Origin of the sequence: Micromonospora sp. NBRC 110038 (assembly GCF_020884815.1) — a bacterium.
GTDB lineage: Bacteria > Actinomycetota > Actinomycetes > Mycobacteriales > Micromonosporaceae > Micromonospora > Micromonospora haikouensis.
In genome coordinates, this window is sequence record NZ_BBOL01000004.1 from 370,311 (window position 1) to 387,572 (window position 17,262).

At 73.6% G+C, this 17,262-nt stretch carries 15 protein-coding genes; 9 read left to right on the top strand and 6 right to left on the bottom strand.

The features are described from left to right. Positions 1–72 precede the first annotated feature (72 nt). Entirely contained in the window at positions 73–1,785 is a 1,713-nt protein-coding gene (locus LPU61_RS17185) for an aminotransferase class V-fold PLP-dependent enzyme (protein WP_229405484.1), read from the bottom strand. Between the two features lie 205 nt (positions 1,786–1,990). On the opposite strand from LPU61_RS17185, the gene LPU61_RS17190 reads away from it, so the two are divergent. Continuing rightward, positions 1,991–2,773 (top strand): inositol monophosphatase family protein, encoded by a 783-nt coding sequence (locus LPU61_RS17190; protein ID WP_043969030.1) that lies wholly within the window; start codon positions 1,991–1,993, stop codon positions 2,771–2,773. A gap of 139 nt (positions 2,774–2,912) precedes the next feature. Here LPU61_RS17190 and LPU61_RS17195 read toward each other — a convergent pair whose 3' ends face one another. Then, positions 2,913–4,097, bottom strand: coding sequence for an acyl-CoA dehydrogenase family protein (locus LPU61_RS17195; RefSeq protein WP_043969031.1), 1,185 nt, complete (start codon positions 4,095–4,097; stop codon positions 2,913–2,915). 238 nt (positions 4,098–4,335) lie between these two features. On the opposite strand from LPU61_RS17195, the gene LPU61_RS17200 reads away from it, so the two are divergent. Beyond that, on the top strand, positions 4,336–5,085 hold the full coding sequence (locus LPU61_RS17200) for a DUF899 domain-containing protein (protein ID WP_043969032.1): 750 nt from the start codon (positions 4,336–4,338) through the stop codon (positions 5,083–5,085). A gap of 163 nt (positions 5,086–5,248) precedes the next feature. Here LPU61_RS17200 and LPU61_RS17205 read toward each other — a convergent pair whose 3' ends face one another. Both LPU61_RS17205 and LPU61_RS17210 read right to left on the bottom strand, forming a co-directional pair. Beyond that, on the bottom strand, positions 5,249–6,112 hold the full coding sequence (locus tag LPU61_RS17205; RefSeq protein ID WP_043969033.1) for a helix-turn-helix transcriptional regulator: 864 nt from the start codon (positions 6,110–6,112) through the stop codon (positions 5,249–5,251). A 129-nt stretch (positions 6,113–6,241) separates the two neighbouring features. After that, positions 6,242–7,126, bottom strand: coding sequence for an alpha/beta fold hydrolase (locus LPU61_RS17210; RefSeq protein WP_043969034.1), 885 nt, complete (start codon positions 7,124–7,126; stop codon positions 6,242–6,244). Between the two features lie 110 nt (positions 7,127–7,236). Here LPU61_RS17210 and LPU61_RS17215 point away from each other — a divergent pair, with 110 nt between their 5' ends. From LPU61_RS17215 to LPU61_RS17230, 4 genes are all read left to right on the top strand, one after another. Then, positions 7,237–7,575: a YciI family protein gene (locus LPU61_RS17215; protein WP_043969035.1), complete on the top strand. Its 339-nt coding sequence runs from the start codon at positions 7,237–7,239 to the stop codon at positions 7,573–7,575. Further along, positions 7,572–8,831: an RNA polymerase sigma factor gene (locus LPU61_RS17220; protein WP_043969036.1), complete on the top strand. Its 1,260-nt coding sequence runs from the start codon at positions 7,572–7,574 to the stop codon at positions 8,829–8,831. The genes LPU61_RS17215 and LPU61_RS17220 overlap by 4 nt, the downstream gene beginning before the upstream one ends. A gap of 95 nt (positions 8,832–8,926) precedes the next feature. Then, positions 8,927–9,727: an SDR family NAD(P)-dependent oxidoreductase gene (locus tag LPU61_RS17225; protein WP_229405485.1), complete on the top strand. Its 801-nt coding sequence runs from the start codon at positions 8,927–8,929 to the stop codon at positions 9,725–9,727. A gap of 203 nt (positions 9,728–9,930) precedes the next feature. Beyond that, the gene (locus tag LPU61_RS17230; RefSeq protein ID WP_043969038.1) at positions 9,931–11,400 is read left to right on the top strand and encodes an MFS transporter; all 1,470 of its coding nucleotides are present in this window, start codon (positions 9,931–9,933) and stop codon (positions 11,398–11,400) included. 617 nt (positions 11,401–12,017) lie between these two features. Here LPU61_RS17230 and LPU61_RS17235 read toward each other — a convergent pair. Both LPU61_RS17235 and LPU61_RS17240 read right to left on the bottom strand, forming a co-directional pair. Next, on the bottom strand, positions 12,018–13,559 hold the full coding sequence (locus tag LPU61_RS17235) for a GMC family oxidoreductase (protein WP_043969039.1): 1,542 nt from the start codon (positions 13,557–13,559) through the stop codon (positions 12,018–12,020). A 219-nt stretch (positions 13,560–13,778) separates the two neighbouring features. Then, positions 13,779–14,429 carry a TetR-like C-terminal domain-containing protein gene (locus LPU61_RS17240; RefSeq protein ID WP_043969040.1) on the bottom strand — a complete coding sequence of 217 codons (651 nt, stop codon included), beginning with the start codon at positions 14,427–14,429 and terminating at the stop codon, positions 13,779–13,781. 96 nt (positions 14,430–14,525) lie between these two features. On the opposite strand from LPU61_RS17240, the gene LPU61_RS17245 reads away from it, so the two are divergent. From LPU61_RS17245 to LPU61_RS17255, 3 genes are all read left to right on the top strand, one after another. Beyond that, the gene (locus tag LPU61_RS17245) at positions 14,526–15,872 is read left to right on the top strand and encodes a carotenoid oxygenase family protein (RefSeq protein WP_229405486.1); all 1,347 of its coding nucleotides are present in this window, start codon (positions 14,526–14,528) and stop codon (positions 15,870–15,872) included. A gap of 171 nt (positions 15,873–16,043) precedes the next feature. Next, a complete protein-coding gene (locus LPU61_RS17250; protein ID WP_043969043.1) occupies positions 16,044–16,637 on the top strand; it encodes a hypothetical protein in 594 nt (197 codons plus the stop codon). After that, complete coding sequence (locus LPU61_RS17255) at positions 16,627–17,232, top strand: copper resistance CopC family protein (RefSeq protein ID WP_229405487.1); 606 nt, start codon at positions 16,627–16,629, stop codon at positions 17,230–17,232. Before LPU61_RS17250 ends, LPU61_RS17255 begins: the two co-directional genes overlap by 11 nt. The last annotated feature ends 30 nt before the right edge of the window (positions 17,233–17,262 follow it).

A 17,262-nucleotide genomic window follows, 5' to 3' on the forward strand; every position in this document is an offset into this window, starting at 1 on the left:
CGGCCGGTCGGGCGTGACTGCCCGGCCGGCCGCGCCCGGCCACCCGGGCCTGCGCCACCGGAACCGCCCCGGTCAGGGCGACGACGGCGCGTCCGGGGGTGCCGTGCAGGCCGGCGGAAGGTGGAACCAGCGCAGTGCCTCGACGCCCGACGGCAGGCCGGTCGAGCCCTCGTCGAGGCGGTCGTCGCGGCCGGCGAGGATCCGCCGCGCCTCGCGCAGGTGTCCGGCCAGGGCCTCCTCGCCGACCCGTTCCCGCCGGCCGACGGCCATAGGGCCGCCGGTCAGCAGGGGTCCCAGGTCGGTCAGGCGCAGCGGCCGCCCCGGGCCGCGGTGGTGCCGCCACAGGCCGCTGCCGACGTCGAACCGGTAGTCGGTCAGCAGCCGGTGCCCGTGCCGGGCGATCAGGTCGACCGCGTCGACGAGATAGTCGGCGACCACGTCGGAGATGAAGTAGGTGAAGGTGATCCGCGCCCAGCCGGGCTTGATCCCCTCGCAGCCGAGGGCGATCTCCTCCCGGAACGCGCGGGAGCGCTCCTCGTCGATCGCCAGCAGGCGGTGCCCGTAGGGCCCCGCGCAGGAGCAGCCCCCGCGCGCCTGGATGCCGAACAGGTCGTTGAGCAGCGCGACGACGAAGTTGTGGTGCAGGTGACGGTCGCCGTGGCGGATCTGCACCGACACGATGGGCAGCCGCCGGGCCCGGGTGCCGCCCAGGACCTCGATCCCCGGGTTCGCCGACCAGCGGCGCAGCGCCCGCGCCCACAGCCGCTCCTCGCGGGCCCGGATGACCTCGGTGCCGACGGCCTGCTTGAGGGCGAACACCAGCCCCGCCCGGATCGACTCGACGATCGCCGGCGTGCCGCCCTCCTCCCGGGCGACCGGGTCGTCGAGGTACCGGTGCCCGACCGGGTCGACGAACGCCACCGTGCCGCCGCCCGGGGTCGTCGGCACCCGGTTGCGGGCCAGGTCCCGGCGCACCACCAGGACGCCGGGCGTCTGTGGGCCGCCGACGAACTTGTGCGGCGACAGGAAGACCGCGTCCTTGCCGTCGGCGGCCCCCGGCGCCGACTCGCCCATCCGGATCGGCACGTACGGGCCGGCGGCGGCGTAGTCCCAGCACGACAGGGCGCCGTGGGCGTGCAGCAGCGCGGCGATCGCGTCGGTGTCGGAGAGGATGCCGGTGACGTTGGAGGCGGCGGAGAAGCTGCCGATGCGCAGCGGCCGGTCCGCGTACCGGGCCAGTTGCGCGGCGAGCTCCGCCCGGTCGATGTGCCCTTCGGCGTCCGCGCCGATGACGACCACCTCGGCGTACGTCTCGCGCCACGGCAGCTCGTTGGAATGGTGCTCGTAGGGGCCTACGAACACCACCGGACGCTGCCCCGGCGGGACGCGGTCGAGCAGACCGTGGCGGTGTGTCGGCCCGTGCGGCAGCCGCAGTTCGAGCATCCCGATCAGCTTGTCGACCGCCGCCGTGGCCCCCGAACCGCAGAAGACGACGACGTGCTCGTCGGTGCCGCCGACGGCGTCGTGGACGATCCGCCGGGCGTCCTCGCGCAGCCGCCCCGTGGCCAGGCCGGTGGCGGAGCTCTCGGTGTGGGTGTTGGCGTAGCGGGGCAGCACCCAGTCCCGGACGGCGTCCTCCACGAAGTCCAGGGCCCGACCCGAGGCGGTGTAGTCGGCGTACGTGATCCGGCGCGGCCCGTAGGGGCCGTCCAGCACCTCGCCCTCGCCGACGATCCCGTCCCGGATCCGGGCCAACAGCCGGTCTGCCGTGCTTGACGCGCCCAACGTGCCCAACGTGCCCATGGCGAACTGCCTCCCCGTGGCGGTGTCGGGGCAGGTCGGCGGGCGTCGATGTCCCGAGCGCCGACCCCAGTGTGCCCCATCCGGCCAAGGGACGGCGCGGCGGCCGGCCGTCCGCGTGAGCTGGTGCCGGGACCGCCTCCGGTGCGACGATCGCGACCGTCCCTGCGGCCGACACGAGGAGAACACGATGGTCAGCGGTGCCGAGTTGGACGACTGCCGGCGGGTCGCCGAGGAGGCGGCGCGGCTCGGCGGCCGGGAGCTGCTGCGGCGCTTCGGCGACCACGGGCGGGTCGACCACAAGACGGCCTCCACCGACCTGGTGAGCGAGGCGGACCGGGCCAGCGAGGCGCACATCGTCGAGCTGCTGCGCGCCCGTCGGCCCGACGACGGCATCCTCGCCGAGGAGGGCAGCGGCCACACCGGCAGCTCCGGGCTGCGCTGGGTGCTGGACCCCCTCGACGGCACCGTCAACTACGTCTCCGGAATGCCGTTCTGGTGCGTGAGCGTGGCCTGCGAGGAGGAGACGCCGGACGGCTGGCGGCCGGTCGTCGGGGTGGTCCTCGACCCGGTGCACGACGAGCTGTTCCACGCCGTCCGGGGCCGGGGCGCGTTCCGCGACGACGTCCCGCTGGCCCGGCCCGCCGGCGCCGCGCTCGACGAGGTCATCCTCGCCACCGGGTACGCCTACGACGTGGCCCACCGCAGGGTGCAGGCGGCCGTGGTCGCCGACCTGGCCGGCGACGTGCGCGGGGTGCGGATGCTCGGCTCCACCGCGCTGGCCCTGGCCTGGATCGCGGCGGGCCGCTGCGACGCGTACGTCGAGGACCGAGCCTTCCGGTGGGACTGGGCGGCCGGGCTGGTGATCGCCGTCGAGGCCGGCGCGGCCGTCGAGGTGAGCGGCAGCCGGGTGCTTGCCGCCCCGCCGGAGCTGATCGACGGGCTGCGGCCCCGGGTCGCCGCGCTGGGCTGACGCCGTCGTGGGCCGCGTCACGGTGGTGCGCCGATGGTGCGACGGGCCGCCCGGCGAGGGGGTGCGCCGGGCGGCCCGCCACGTGTGGGGAACGCTCAGGACAGAGCGCGGCGGGGCTGGGGGAGCCGCGCGGGACGGCTCAGACGAACAGGGTGTTCGGGCCGAGGCCGCAGACGACCCGCCCGTACAGCTCGGTGTTGGTGTCGGGGTTGATCAACCCGTGCAGGCTCATCGCGTTGACGTCCCGGACGATCCGCTGGATCGGCACGTCCCGGTAGATGGAGGTGCCGCCGCTGGCGGAGGCGAAGATGTCCACCGCCTCCTTGGCCAGCCGGGTCGCCCAGCCGTGGTCGGCGCGCACCCGGGCCCGCTCCTCGAGGGTCCACTCGGCGCCGGTGGCCGCCTTGGTGTCGACCAGGTCGGCGGCGTGGTACGCGTGGAACTCGGCCTGCTCGATCTTCATGAGCGCGGTGCCGACCTTCAGGTGGGTGACCGGGGCCTCGCTCTGGTTCTCGTACTCCGTGTAGGTGATCTTCCGGCCGGGCAGCCGGTCGAAGAACTCGTCGCGGGCGGACTTGGCCACGCCGACGGCCGCGCCCACGCCCGACGCCGCCGCGTTCAGCGCGGCCGGGGTACGCCAGACGGGGGAGTCGGCGTTGCCCTGCGACAGGCCCTGCGGGATCATCGCCGCGCTCATCGGGATGATGTGGCTGCTCGGGATGAACAGGTCCCGGGCCACGGTGGTGACGCTGCCGGTGGCGGTCAGGCCGGTGGTGTACCAGTCGTCCACGATCTCCAGGCTGCCGATCGGCACCAGCGCCATGATCGGCTCCGGCTCCGCGTCCGGGCGCACCACGACCACCGCGATCTCCTGCCACTGCGCGTGGTGGGCCCCGCTGATGAAGTGCCAGCTGCCGTTGACGACGAAGCCCCCGTCGGTGGGCACGGCCGTGCCGCCGACGCTGTTGGTGCCGCACACCCGGGCGTGGGGGACGGCGAACACCTCGTCCTGTGCCTCGTCGGGGAACAGGCCGGCGAGCCAGGTCGGGATCCACAGCACCGAGGTGACCCAGGCGGTGCTGGCGTCGCCCCGGCCCAGCTCGGTGGCGACCGCCACGAGCGTGCGGGTGTCCACCTCGTACCCGCCGTAGCGGCGGGGCGTGCGGAGCTTGAACAGCCCCGCCTCCTCGATCGCGGCTACCGTCTCGTCGTGCAGCCGACGATTCTCCTCCTGCCACGCCGCGTGCTTGCGGATCAGCGGGACGAGACCCGCCGCCCGCTGGACCAGCTCCTCGCGGGTGGGTGCTTCGGTGGTCGTGGACACGTGTCCTCCTCAACGGGGCGACCGGATCGACCGGGGTCGTGTCGGCCAGGCGCCCTCGACGCTGTCACACTCCGCGTGCCGCAACCTCTTCCGGATTGCCCGGCGTCATTGCCCGGCGTCCACACAGGACGGGCGGGGAAGGGCACGAGGGGAGAAGTCGGCATGCGGGGCCCGTGCCAGGCTCGCAGGTGTCGCCCGGCCTCCCCCCGGCCCGGCGGCGACCGTTGAGGGAGGAACGATGGCTTTTCCGCAGATCGTCTCGCGTGAGGAATGGACCACCGCCAGGGAGCAGCTCCTGGAGGAGGAGAAGGCGCTGACCCGCGCCCGCGACCAGCTCAGCGCCGCCCGTCGGGCCATGCCCGTGGTGCCGGTGGAGAAGGAGTACGTGTTCGACTCGCCCTCGGGCCGGGTGACGCTGCTCGACCTGTTCCAGGGCCGCCGCCAGCTCATCGTGCGGCACTTCATGTTCGCCCCGGAGGCGAAGGAGGGCTGCGTCGGCTGCTCGATGCAGGCTGACAACGTCGGGAACCTGTCGCACATGCACGCGCGGGACACCTCGTTCGTCATGATCGCCCGCGCGCCGATCGAGAAGATCGAGCAGTTCAAGGCCCGGATGGGCTGGAGCCACATCCCGTGGGTCTCGTCGTTCGGCAGCGACTTCAACTACGACTTCAACGTCTCGATGGAGAAGGGCGAGCTGCCGGCGGTCAGCTCGTTCATCCGCGACGGCGAGAAGATCTACCACGCCAGCTCGGTGTTCGACCGGGGCGGCGAGGTGTTCATCAACACCTACAACTACCTCGACGTCACCCCGCTGGGGCGGCAGGAGGAGGGGCTGGCCCACCCGTGGGACTGGTGGCGTCACCACGACCGCTACGACTCCGACGAGGCCGTCAACCCGGGCGAGAACTGGTGGACCGGGGTCAACAAGTTCCGGGTGCGCCAGGACGGCGCGCCCGCGCAGCCGGCGGAGGCCGGGACGCAGTGACGCCGGTGTGGTGGGGCGCGGCGGCGCTCCACCCGTCGGGGCGGCCGGTTCCCGGCCGGGCGGCGCAGGCCGTCCCCGGGGAGCCGGCCGCCGCCGTGTGCGCGGGGCGGCCCCGCGGAGGTGACTTCCCGCGGGTGGGGGCGGCCCCGGGTGCGCGGACGACTCAGGGGACGGTGACGCTGTGCCGGGGCGGGGGCGCCGGGGCGGGGGCGCGGCGGGGGATGCCGCCGAGCATCCGCAGCGCCGCCGCCGACGGCGAGCCGGCCTCGACCGTGAAGGTGACCAGCATCAGGTCGGGGGTGTCCTCCAGCCGCAGCGTGTGCTGGTTGACCGTCAGCGCCCCGACGACCGGGTGGGCCATGTCGTAGGTCATCGTCTCGCAGGTGCTCACCGGGTGCTCGGCCCACATGCCGGCGAACTCGGGGCTGCGCGACAGCAGCTCCTCGACCAGCCCGACGACCCGGCGGTCGCCCCGGTAGCGCCCCACGGCCATCCGCAGGTAGGCCACCACCGAGCGGGCCTTGCCCGGCCAGTCGGCGTACAGCTCGCGCATGCGCGGGTCGAGGAAGACCGACCTGCTCATGTTGGGCGCCTCGTCGAGGTGCCAGGCGAGCAGCGCGTGGCCCAGCGGGTTCCAGGCGTGCACGTCGGTCGCGGCGCCGAGCACCATCGCCGGCACGTCGGGCATCATCGCGAGCATCTGGTGCAGGGCCGGCGGCGTGGTGTGGGACCGGGCGGCCCGGCCGGTCGTCGCCCGGCCGGGGCGGGCCAGCACGAACAGGTGGGCCCGCTCGTCGCCGTCGAGCTGCAGCGCCCGGGCGACCGCGTCGAGCACCTCGTCGGACACGTTGTGCGCTTGGCCCTGCTCCAGCCGGGTGTAGTAGGAGACGCTGACCCCGGCGAGCTGGGCCAGCTCCTCGCGGCGCAGCCCGGAGACCCGCCGGCGCTCGCCGTAGCGGGTCAGGCCGGCGTCCTGCGGGCGGATGACGCCGCGTCGAGATCGGAGGAACTCGCCCAGCGGATTCATGCGACTCAGTATGACCGACGAGCATGACACTGTCAGTGGTACCCACCGTAGGAGTACCAACGGTTTCCGGCCGGGCGGGCGGAGTCCGCCGGACCCGGCCGGAGCCGGACTAGTGTCCTGATCGGACGGTCAGGCCGTCTCGGTCAGGAAGCGCAGGATGTGGGCGTTGGTGATCTCCGGCTGCTCGGTGAGCGGGACGTGCCGCGAGTCGGGGACCAGCGCGCCGGCCGACCCCTTCGGCAGGGCCTCGACGATCCGGGCGAGCTTCTCCTCGTTCATCGCGAAGGCGACGTCCTGCACGCCGAAGATGTTCAGCGTCGGCTGCGTCGGCAGGGCGCCCCACAGCGCCCCCTGCTCGGCCCCCCACTCGGGGGTGCCGAACGTCGCCGGCGGGAAGTTGGTCCGGTACATGCCCAGGGCGGCGTGCAGGTTCTCCGGCTTACCCAGGGCGGCCCGGATGTCGGCCAGGTCCTGCGTGACGTCGTAGCCGTCGCGGGAGTACTTGTGCAGCATGAACTCCAGGAAGGCCAGGTCGTTGGCGGCGACCAGCTCGTCGGCGGCGGCCATCTGGAAGAACCAGAAGTGGGCCTGGACGTTGATGCCCCGGGGGTCGAGCAGGTACTCGCCGAAGAACTGGAACGGCGGCACGTCACAGGCGACCAGCCGCGACCAGCGCTCCGGCGCCTGCACGGCCGCGGCCCACGAGACGGCGGCCCCGAAGTCGTGCCCGATCAGCACCGCCCGCTCGTCGCCGCCGAGCACCTCGTGCAGGGCGTTGACGTCGGCCACCATGTCGCGGATGTGCTCGCGGCCCGGCGGCGGGACGGAGCTGGGGGCGAAGCCGCGGGTCCACGGCGTCACCACCCGGTAGCCGGCGTCGACCAGCACCGGCACCAGGTACCGGAACGAGTTGGGGGTGAACGGGAAACCGTGCACCAGCAGGGCCAGGGGGCCCTCGCCGAACTCACGGTATGCGATGTCGACACCGTTGACGGTGACCTGTGATTGACGCATGGGATGCCTCCTCGGCGGGCATGGATTGCACCAAGACTGGCCGAGCCGAACACCCCCCGCTTCTTCCTGCGTGCTGCCTCGTTGTAATGCGCGGACCTGGGAGGGCGAGGGTGGAGTACGCACTGGTGATCTATCACGACGAGGCCGGCGAGCTGAGCCCCGCGGAGATCGACGACCACCCCCGGCACCGGGCCTGGCTCGACGAGGTGCGCCGGCGCGGGGCGTTCGCGGGCGGGCAGCGGCTCCGCCCCGGCCGCGCCGGCCGCACGGTGCGCTCCCGGGCCGGTGCCACGCTGGTCTCCGACGGGCCGTTCGTCGAGGCCCGGGAGCAGGTGGGCGGGTTCGTCCTGCTGCGCTGCGCCGACCTCGACGAGGCGACGGAGCTGGCCGCCCTGCACCCGTTCGCCGAGCTGGGCGCCATCGAGGTGAGGCCGGTCTGGAGCCGGTGACCTTCACGGTCGACGCCGCGGTGGCCGCGGCGTTCCGCCGGGAATACCGCCAGCTCGTCGGCACACTGGTCGCCCTCACCGGGGACCGGGCCCTGGCCGAGGACTGCGTGCAGGACGCGTTCGCCGCCGCGGTGCAGCGCTGGCGCGGCGAGGGCGTGCCACGCCGGCCCGGGGCCTGGCTGACGACCGTGGCGCGCAACCGGGCCGTCGACCGGCTGCGGCACGAGAGCATGGCCGCCGCCCGGCTGCGCGAGGCCGCGGTCACCCTGTCGGCGTACGACGACGCCCCGCCGGTGCCGCCGGTGATCCGCGACGCCCAGCTCCGGCTGATCTTCACCTGCTGCCATCCCGCGCTGTCGCTGACGTCGCAGGTCGCGCTGACCCTGCGTACCGTCGTGGGGTTCGGCCCGGCCGAGATCGCCCGCGCCCTCCTGGTCACGCCGGGGACCCTCGCGCAGCGGCTGGTGCGGGCCCGGCGCGGCGTCCGCGAGGCCGGCCTGCGCGGCGAGTTGCCGCCGGCCGCCGAGCTGCCCGGCCGGGCCGCCGCGGTGCGCGCGGTGCTGTACCTGCTGTTCACCGAGGGGTACGCCGCCACGGCCGGCGCGGACCTGCTGCGGCGCGGGCTGTGCGCGGAGGCCGTGCGACTGGCCCGCCTGCTGGCCCGGCTGCTGCCCGACGATCCGGAGACCCTCGGGCTGCTCGCGCTGATGCTGTTGCACGACGCCCGGCGCGACGCCCGCACGGACGCGCACGGCGACCTGGTGCCGCTGGAGCGGCAGGACCGCCGGCGGTGGGACCGGGGCCGCATCGCCGAGGGGGTGGACCTGCTGGAGCGGGCGCTGCGCCACGGGCGGCCGGGCCCCTACCAGGTGCAGGCGGCGATCGCGGCCTGCCACGCGAGCGCCCCCGACGCCGCGCGCACCGACTGGGCCCAGATCGCCGGGCTCTACGCCGAGCTGGCCGAGCTGACGCCCTCGGCCGTGGTGCTGCTCAACCGGGCGGTGGCGGTCGCGATGGCGCACGGCCCGCTGCGCGGGCTGGAGCTGCTGGAGCAGGTGGAGCGCTCCGGCGAGCTGGCCGGTCACCACCTCGTCCCGGCCGTCCGCGCCGACCTGCTGCGCCGGCTGGACCGGCGGGCCGACGCGGCCGGGGCGTACCGGCGGGCACTCGGGCTCGCCGGCAACGACGTCGAGCGCCGCTACCTGCGGGACCGCCTGGCGGAGGTGACCGGCACCTCTGCGGATCAAGCCAAATAAATCGGCAGCAAATGTATATTTCCCCGAGGGTCGCCCGTCGGTCTGACGAACCTGGTCCGGCGCCGCCGGACCCGCCCACGACGAGGGGATCAGACATGCTGCTGGAGAACAGGACGGCGATCGTCTACGGCGCCGCGGGCGCGCTGGGCAGCGCGGTGTCGCGCGCCTACGCCCGGGAGGGCGCCACCGTGTACCTGGCCGGCCACCACCTGGACCGGGTCGAGATGCTCGCCAAGGAGATCGCCGCCGACGGCGGCCGGGCGTACGCCCACCAGGTCGACGCGCTCGACGCGGAGGCGGTCGACGCCCACGCGGAGCTGGTCGCCGAGCGGGCCGGGGGCATCGACGTGTCGTTCAACGCCGTCGGCCTGGACCACGTGCAGGGCGTCCCGCTGCGCGAGCTGTCCCTGGACGACTTCCTGCTGCCGATGAACACCTTCGTGCGCACCCAGTTCCTCACCACGGCGGCGGCGGCGCGGCGGATGGTGGAGCGGCGCAGCGGCGTCATCGTGGTGCTGTCGACGTCCGCCGCGCGGGCGCCCATGCCCTCGGGCGGCTTCGGCGTGGCCTGCGCCGGCATCGAGTCGCTGGCCCGGGAACTGGCCGGCGAGGTGGGCCCGTTCGGGGTGCGGGTGGTCTGCCTGCGTCCCGATGCGATCCCGGAGAGCGTGCAGCACGGCTCGTACGTCCGCGAGACGTGGCGGCGCGCGGCCGAGGCCAACGGGGCGACGCTGGAGGACATGCTCGCCGCCAAGCCGGGCATGCCGAACCCGCTGCTGGGCCGGGCGGTGACCCTGGCCGACGTGGCCGGCACCGCCGTGTACCTCGCCTCGGACCTGTCCAGCGGCCTCACCGGCTCGATCACCACCGTCGGATGCGGAGTGCTCGTCGACTGATCGCCCGCCGGCTGCCCGGGGCCGCGGTCCCCGGGCAGCCGGTGCCTCTCGACGGCGGGCGGGAAATAGAGCAAGCTCGAAGAGAGCGCCGTGCGGGTAGCGTGGAACGGGACCGGCACGGCGGGTGCCGAGGGTGCCACTGCCAGTGGTACGCATGGCAGGGAGATGGGTAGCAGGGCCGCGGCTACCTAGGGTTCGTGGTCATGGCGGAGAACCAGAGCACGTCGGAGCAGCTCAGCTCCGCGCAGAAACTTGCCCTATTCGTCCTGCTCGGCGCGCAGTTCATGCTGTCGGTCGACTTCTCGATCCTCAACGTGGCGCTGCCCCGCATGGGGGAGGGCGTCGGCCTCTCGCTGGCCGACCTGCCGTGGGTGGCCAGCGCGTACGCGCTGCCCGCCGCCGGCTTCACGCTCCTGTTCGGCCGGATCGCCGACCTGTTCGGCCGGCGGCGGCTGTTCCTGACCGGCATCGCGCTGCTCACCGTGGCCTCGCTGCTCGGCGGCTTCGCGACCAACGCGGCGATGCTGCTCAGCGCCCGCGTGCTGCAGGGCTTCGCCAACGCGATCGCCATCCCGGCCGCGATGGCGCTGCTGATCACGACCGTCTCCGACGAGCGGGCCCGGGCCCGGGTGCTCGGCCTCAACGGCGCGCTGCTCTCCGGTGGCTTCACCGTCGGCGCCCTGGTCGGCGGCAGCCTGGTCAGCGCCCTGGACTGGCGTTGGGCGTTCTGGATCAACGTGCCGGTGGCGGTCGCCATCATGGTGCTGACCCCGCTGGTGATCAAGGAGAGCGTCCGTCCCGCCGGCGTCAAGCTCGACGTGCCGGGCGCCGTCACGGTCACCGCCGGCCTGCTCGCCCTGGTCTACGGCGTGAGCATGCAGAGCTGGATCGCCCTCGTCGTCGGCGCGGTGCTCATCGCGGCCTTCTGGTTCGTCGAGCTGAAGGCCAAGGCGCCCCTGGTGTCGCTCACCCTGCTCAACCGGCCGAACATCAAGTGGGGCAACTACGGCGGCATCGTCGCCTTCGTGATGGCCAGCGGCGTCAACTTCGGCCTCACCCTCTACATGCAGGACGTGCTCAAGATGGCCCCGTTCACCACCGGTCTGGTGTTCGGCGGGCCGGGCCTGGTGGCCGTCGTCGCCGGCGTCATCGCCGGCCGCATGATCGGCAGGTACGGCTACCGCAACGTCCTCGCCGTCGGCCTGCTGGCGCAGGGCCTGACCACCGTGCCGCTGCTGCTGACCGGCACGTCGACCACGCCGAGCCTGGCCCTGATCGTGCCGTCGCTGTTCCTGATGTACTTCGGGCACGTCACGGCCGTCGTCGCCTACACGGTGACCGCCACCTCCGGCCTGGACGACTCGCAGCAGGGCCTGGCGACCGGCCTGGCCACCCTGGCCCAGCAGATCGCGGTCACCATCGGCATCCCGATCTTCGGGGCGCTCGTGGCCGCCCGCACGGACGTGCTGGACGGCGTCCACTTCGCCATGCAGGTGCAGATCGTGGTGATCCTGGTGTCCGTGGCGCTGATCTGGATCGGCCTGCGGGACCGGGGCGTCCCGGCCGGGCCCTCGTCGTCCGCCGCCGAGCGGCAGGAGCCGGTGCCCACGGCCGAGGCGCAGCAGCCCGCGCCGGTGCCGGTGCCGCGAAAGGTCAGCGAGAACACGGTCTAGGCGCCCCCAGCGCGCCTGTCGACCGCGGTGTACGGAGCGTCGGTCCCACACCCCCCTGGGCGCTCCGTACACCGCGTGGTCGCGACGCGGGCCGTCCGCCATCCGGCGGGCGGCCCGCGTCGCGTCGGGCGGCGGCTGTCGGGGCGCTGCCTGTCTCAGACGGCTGGGGTGCCGGCCTGCCGGCGGTGCCGGCGCGAGGGCGCGCGGGGAACCCGCGCGCGGCGGTCGGTCCCGCCTGCAGCGGTCGGTAGAGGTTGGTCCCGCCGGCGCCTACGCAGCTGAGTCAGCTACGACATCACCGGCCAGCGCAGTGCCTGTCGGCGAGCCGAGCGGCACCGGCCCGGCCCCCGGGGCGCCGCGCTGGCCGGCGTGATCCGACGTGATGTCGTAGCTGACTCAGCTCCCTAGTCGGCACGCGAGTGTGCCGGGAAGCGGCACGCGCCGCGCCGCGCCGCCGGCCACCGTGCCCGCTCCCGGACCGCCCCAGGTCGCGAGACCCCAGGCCACGAGACCCCAGGCAGGCCCCGAAACCCCAGGCCCGGCCCCCCAGGACCCACAGTGAGACGGGCGCCCCGCGGGGTTTCGCACCGCGGGACGCCCGTGTCGGTGGGGACCGGTCAGGACTGCCGGAGCCAGTCGGCGAGCCGCTCACCGATCATGATGGAGGTGAGGTTGGTGTTGCAGTTGACGATCGACGGCATGACGGAGGCGTCGCAGACGTAGAGGCCCTCGGTGCCGTGCACCCGCAGCCGCTCGTCGACGACCGCGCCCTCGTCGCCGGCCGCGCCCATCCGGGCGGTGCCCACGGGGTGGTAGCCGCTGTCGAGGCTGAGCCTGACGTAGTGGCGCATCAGCTCGTCGTCGGCGACCATGTCCTCGCCGAGCACCACGAACCGCTGCCCCTGGTCGTTGATGCCCGCCGTCTGCATGAACTGCCAGCACTGGCGTACGGCGTCGACGAGGGTCTGGATGTCGCGCTCGGTGTCGAGGAAGTTGAGCACGACGTCCGGCGGGGCGGTGGGGTCGGCCGACGTGAGGGTGAGCCGTCCCCGGGACTCGGGCCGCTGGTGCACGACCATCACCCCGAAGATCGTCTTCGCGGCGGCCAGCATCTGCAGCTCGGGGAAGAGCGTCAGGTCGAAGTGGTTGATCATGTAGTACTGGAGGTCGTTGAACTCCGTCGACCCCGGCGCGGTGGTCCGCAGGATCGTCTGCAGGAACGGGTCCTCGGGGCTGAAGCTCCCCTCCTGCGGCACCATGAACGCGCCGGTACGTGGGTGGTCGATCAGGTCCGCGCCCACCCCGGGCCGGTCCAGCACCACGTCGATGCCCAGCCGCCGCAGGTCACCGGCCGGGCCGATGCCCGAGCGCATGAGGATGGCGGGCGAGTTGACCGCCCCGGCGGCCAGCACGACGGTGCCGGCCTCGATCACCTCCGTGCCGCCGCCGGCCTTGGCGACCTCGACGCCGCGCGCCCGGTTGCCGGTGAACAGCACCCGGTTGACCTGGACCCCGGAGCGGATCTCCAGGTTCTCCCGGCCGCGCGCCTCGGCCAGGTACCCCATCGCGGTGGAGAACCGGTGGCTGCCCTGGCGGTTGGACGGGATGGGGCCGACGCCGGTGGCCTCCGGGTGGTTGTGGTCCTCGACCTCGGGGAAGCCGGCCTTGACGCAGGCGTCGCGGAACACGTGCTGCACCGGGGTCATCTCGTCGGGCGTGAACCGGTGGATCGGGATGGGGCCGCCCTTGCCGTGGTACTCGTTGTCGAAGTCCTGGTCGTCCTCGAGCCGCTTGTAGAACGGCAGCACCTCGTCCCAGGCCCAGGCCGGGTTGCCCAGCTCGGCCCACTCGTCGAAGTTGTTCGGGGTGCCGCGCAGCGCGATGGTCGCGCCGACGGCGGAGGAACCGCCGGTGACCTTCCCGCGCGGGAAGATGATCCGCCGCCGGTCGGTGATCTCGGCCTTGAAGTGCCAGTCGTGGCGGTCCATCGACATGGCGCTGCCATCGAGCAGGTCGGTCGGCGTCTCGGCCACCGTCGCGAAGTCGGGGCCCGCCTCCAGCAGCAGCACCCGGCGGGCGGGGTCCTCACTGAGCCGGGCGGCCAGCGCGGCTCCGGCGGAGCCGGATCCGACCACCAGATAATCGATTCCGTGCATCATCGGCGTCCTTCGGTGCGTGGGGGATGGGCGATCCTGCCGGCGTGGGCGGACAGGAGTGGATGCGCTTCCATTGCGGACGTGCTCGGGACCCGTCCTGAGCATCACACCGGGGGATGCGCGTCGCTTCTCCGCCGTTGCCGTGCGCCGTCGCGGGGCGCAGGACCGCCGTGCGCCGTCGCCGCGCGGTCTCCGCCGCGCCGTGTCGCCGTCGGCGTGCTGTCAGGCGCGGGGGGAGCGCCGCCGGCGGGCCCGGGCCAGCGAGGCGGCGGTCGCCTCGTAGTCGTCGCCCGCGCCGACCATCAGCGAGCGCAGTTGCGCCTCGAAGCAGACGTCGGCGTCGTACGGGTCGATCAGGTAGCCGCCGAGTTCGAGGCTCACCAGTCCGTGCAGGGCGATCCACATGTTCTGCGCGACCAGCAGCGGGTCCCCGGCCCGGAACCGGTCCTGCTCGGTGGCCCGGGCCACCGCGTCGACCAGCGGCTGGAGCGTGTACTTGCCGTGCTGCCGGTCGCCTTCGGACAGAGCGAACCCGCCGAGCGCGGCGCTGCCGAACATGACCTGGTAGAGCTGCGGGTGGTCGAGGGAGTTGGCCCGGTACGCGTAGCCGAGCGCCATCACGTCGGCGACCGCGTCGGAGGTGGCCCGCACGGTCGACATCCGCCGGTGCAGCCGGGCGAAGCCCTCGTGCACCATCGCCCGGACCAGGTTGTCCATGCCGCCGAAGTGCGTGTAGACGGCCGTGGTCGAGGCGCCCACGGCGGCGGCGAGGCGACGCGTGGTGAGGCCGGCGGCGCCCTCCTCGGCCAGCAGTCTGGCCGCGGCCTCCAGCAGGGCGGTCGCCAGGGTCGGGTCGATTCGGCGCGGACTCACGTTGACATGATCTCACGCCCGGCGTACCTTCGATGAAGTAACGCTGTTACGTAACCGCGATACGCAAAAAGATCGCCCCAGCTCGTGGAGGCCGCAATGAGCGTCGTCGCCCTCGCCCCCAGAACCCCCTACCGCAACGACAACCGGCGCCCCGTCGCCACCGAGGCGACGGAGCTCGACCTGACGGTCACCGGGCGGCTGCCCGCCGAGCTGGACGGCTGCTTCGTGCGCATCGGGCCCAACCCGGTGGGCGGCGACCGGCCCGGCCACGCCCTCGTCGGCGACGGCATGGTGCACGGCGTGCGCCTGCGCTCCGGCCGCGCGCTGTGGTATCGCAACCGGTGGATCCGCACCGACCGCACCACCCGAGCCCTGGGCGAGCTCGCCCTTCCCGGCCCGCGGCACGGGCTGTCCGACAATGCCAACGCCAACGTCATCCGGCACGGCGGGCGCACCCTCGCCCTCGGCGAGGCCGGCGTGCTGCCGGTCGAGCTGGACGACGAGCTGGGCTCCGTGGCCCGCATCGACTTCGACGCCACCCTGCCGCACGGCTTCGCCGCCCACGCCGAGTGCGACCCGGTCACCGGCGAGCTGTTCGCCGTGGCCTACTACCACGAGCTGCCCTACGTCGAGCACCTCGTGCTGACCCCCGAGGGGCGGGTGCGCCGCAGCGAGCGCATCGAGGTCGCCGGGCCGCCGCTGATGCACTCGCTGGCGCTGACCGACCGGCACTCGGTGCTGTTCGACCTCCCGGTCACCTTCTCGCCGACGCTGGCCCAGGCGGGCTCCCGCTTCCCGTACGCGTGGCAGCGCGGGCGTGCGGCGCGGCTCGGGCTGCTGCCCCGCGAGGGGCGCGGCGCCGACGTGCGCTGGTTCGACGTCGACCCCTGCTACGTCTTCCACCCCGTCAACGCCTACGAGGTCGACGACACCTGCGTGGTCGACGTGGTGCGCCACGACCGGGTCTTCGACCGCGACCTGCACGCCCCGGGGGAGTCCGCGCCGACGCTGTGGCGCTGGACGCTGGACCTGACCCGGGGCACCGTCGCCGCCGAGCAGCTCGACGACATCCCCCAGGAGTTCCCCCGCATCGACGAGCGCCGCAAGACGATGCGGCACCGGTACGCCTACACGGTGGCCATGCAGTCCGGCGCGGGGGTGCTGGGCGGCTCGGCGCTGCTGCGTCACGACCTGCTGCGCCGGGAAGTGGCGGTGCACGATTTCGGGCCGCACCGGGAGGCGGGGGAGGCGGTGTTCGTCCCGCGCGGGCCGCTCTCGGCCGAGGACGACGGCTGGCTGTTGACGTACGTCCACGACGGGCGCACCGGCCGGAGCGACCTGGTGGTGCTCGACGCCGGCGACTTCACCGGGGAGCCGGTGGCCGTCGTGCACCTGCCCGGTCGGGTGCCCAGCGGTTTCCACGCCAACTGGATCGGCTCCTGAGCCGACGCCCGGAGAACGGACGGGTTTCCGACAGCACCTGGGCAATCTGGAGGAACTGCGGCGCGGGTCGGGCGGTTAGCTTCGCGGCAGCCGCTGTCTCGCTTCACACGGGCCGTATGGCGATTCTCCCGCGTTTCCACTCTCCCGCGTCATTACGGAAGGTGCAAAAAGATGTCCCAACCCCTCTCCACCGCTGCTCCGTCCTCGGGGCTGCTCGGCCGGCTCAACGGAGCCCACCACCGGGCCGCCCTCAACGTCTTCCTCTTCGTCGTGCTGGCGCACTGGGCCGAGCACCTGGTCCAGGCGTACCAGATCTGGGTCCTGGGGATGCCCCGGCCGAAGGCGCGGGGGGTGCTCGGGCAGTTCTACCCGTGGCTGGTCTCCTCCGAGTGGCTGCACTACGGCTACGCCATCGTGATGCTGGTCTTTCTCTTCGCGCTGCGCCGGGGCTTCGTCGGCCGCGCCCGCACCTGGTGGACCGTGGCGCTGGCCATCCAGTTCTGGCACCACATCGAGCACTTCCTGCTGCTGTGGCAGGTGCAGTCCGGCACCATGTTCTTCGGCCAGAAGGTGCCGACCAGCATCCTGCAGCTCGTGCTGCCGCGGGTGGAGCTGCACCTGTTCTACAACTCCGTGGTCTTCATCCCCATGGTGATCGCGATGTACCTGCACCTGCGGCCGAACCGGCAGGAGCAGGAGCTGATGACGTGCAGCTGCGTCGGGCACCGCGTCGCCGGCCGGTCCCTCGCCCCCCATGCCGCGTGAGCTGAGCCGCCCGTCCGGTGGCCGTCGCCGGGCGGCGGCCACCGCCGTGGCGGCGGCGGTCGCCGGGCTGCTCGCGCTCACCCCCGGTGCGGCCCGGGCCGCCGATGGCCCAATCTCCGCCGAACCGTCGGCCGGCGCGGTGCTCACCACCGCGCCGGCCGAGGTGACCCTGGGCTTCGACGCCGAGGTCGACGAGGGACAGTCGCACGTCGCGGTGCTCGACGCCACCGGCGGGCGGCTCACCGACGCCGAGCCGACCCGCGTCGGCTCCACCCGGCTGCGGCTGCCGCTGCGCATCGACGGTGCCGGCGACTACACCGTGGCCTACCACGTCACCTTCGCCGACGGCACGACCAGCACCGGGGCGTACCGGTTCAGCGCGGGCACCGGCGTCGCGCCGGCCCCCCTGGACGACGCGGCGCGCCAGGCCAGCACGAATGTGGTGGTCGACGCGCACGGGCACGGCATCGACGGCTTCAGCGCCTTCCTGCTGTTCGTCGACGGCGTGGTGCTGGTCGTGGTCGTCGCCCTGCTGTGGCTGCGCCCGCGCGGCGGGCGGGCGCGGTCCCTGCGTATCGACGAGTCCCGGGCCTGACGGGCGAGGCACGTGACGGCACCCCGGGCG